The sequence below is a fragment of the Exiguobacterium sp. A1_3_1 genome (assembly GCF_048985645.1).
In the GTDB taxonomy this organism is placed as follows: Bacteria; Bacillota; Bacilli; order Exiguobacteriales; family Exiguobacteriaceae; genus Exiguobacterium_A; species Exiguobacterium_A indicum.
Map to the genome: position 1 here is coordinate 1 of NZ_WBYY01000301.1, position 1,415 is coordinate 1,415.

Genomic DNA, 1,415 nt, shown 5'->3' on the forward strand with positions numbered 1-1,415 from the left:
CGCTTTGATTGTTGAAGGCATCTTCTCATATGTCCGTAATGAAGCGATGAACGGCTGGAGCCTTCTTTGGATCGCGCTGTTCAGTCTCGTCATCTACCTCGCTGGCGCGACCTGGTCAGCTTGGACGATTCGCCGGATCTCGCCGTATGAAGCAATCAAGACCGGTGAGTATGCAAAGGCCGCTCGCATCGGACTGAAACTTCGTTCGACGATGACACTTGCACTAAAGGAACTGATTGGGAAATGGAAGCGTAATAGTTTGTCCGTTCTCTCAATCGCTCTCCCAACAGCACTGCTGACATTCTTCTTATTCGTGACGTTCCATTTACAAGGAGTCCTTTACACGTCGTGGCTCGGTCAGTTCGTTGCCCTGCAAGTCGGTCCGATGCATTACGTGACGATGGGTGTCGCCATCACGATCGCTATTTTGACGACGGGAGAGATCATGTGGCAAAACGTCACCGATCGCCGCGCCTCACTCGCCGTCCTAAAAGCGCTCGGTTGGACGAACGGCGCGATCCGTCAGTTGATCGTCCTCGAAGGTTTCCTTGTCGGTCTCATCTCCGGAGTCATTGGACTGATTGTCGCCTACTCGACGATTTACGTTCTATACGATCTTGTTCCCTGGAATGAGCCGTTGTTGATTGGCGTATCGCTCGCCCTACCGATTCTGTTCGGTGTCATTGCAGCCTTCATCCCAGCACAACTGGCAGCACGTGTTCAACCGTATCAAGAACTGAAAGATGCATCTTAATATTTGGCGGAGGGGCAACAGGCGTTGTCCCTCTCTTCACAGGAGGAAGTCTATGTTACCGACATCGATTTATTCGTTATCAGCAGGAGCGGTCGTCTTGAATGACCAAAACGAGATTCTTTTAATCCAAGGACCGAATCGCGGCTGGGAGTTTCCGGGTGGCATCGTCGAGCCTGGGGAAAGTGCAGCTGACGGTATCATTCGCGAAGTCAAAGAAGAGTCTGGAATTGAGATTGAAATCGTGAAATTTTGCGGTATCTATCAAAACCTCGAGGCGAATGTCTGTGCGACTTGTTGGCTTGCAAAAGCGATTGGTGGTCAACCGCAGACGAGCAGCGAAAGTTTAGCAGTCGGCTTTTTCCCGCTCGAAGAAGTGTTACGACGCGTAACGTGGTCGAACTTCAGCGAACGAATCTTACATATCTTAGATGAACAGTCTCATCCATTTTTTGTAGCCTTTACCCCATAAAAGGAGGAATGACGATGTTGCGTTTTGTCTTAAATCAATGGCGCCGGCAGCGCGGGAAATTCATCCTGACGCTCGTCGGTGCCCTCATCATCAGTGCCGGACTAAGCCTGATGTTCAACTTGACGGACTCAAGTCAAGGAACGGTCGAACAGACGTTACAAAAGAAATGGTCGTCTGCGTATGATATCGTCG

2 protein-coding genes are annotated in these 1,415 nt (G+C 50.5%); both read left to right on the top strand.

Translation table 11 applies throughout. From position 1 onward, the window contains the following. Positions 1–754, top strand: a 754-nt coding sequence (locus tag F8N00_RS17925) for an ABC transporter permease (protein WP_421018737.1), incomplete at its 5' end; no start/stop codon positions are given. Between the two features lie 52 nt (positions 755–806). Next, entirely contained in the window at positions 807–1,223 is a 417-nt protein-coding gene (locus F8N00_RS17930) for an NUDIX hydrolase (protein WP_421018738.1), read from the top strand. Positions 1,224–1,415 lie beyond the last annotated feature (192 nt).

Bases quoted from the DNA above. Each gene is read 5' to 3' on its own strand.
- F8N00_RS17930 (WP_421018738.1), top strand. From the start codon at position 807: ATGTTACCGACATCGATTTATTCGTTATCAGCAGGAGCGGTCGTCTTG.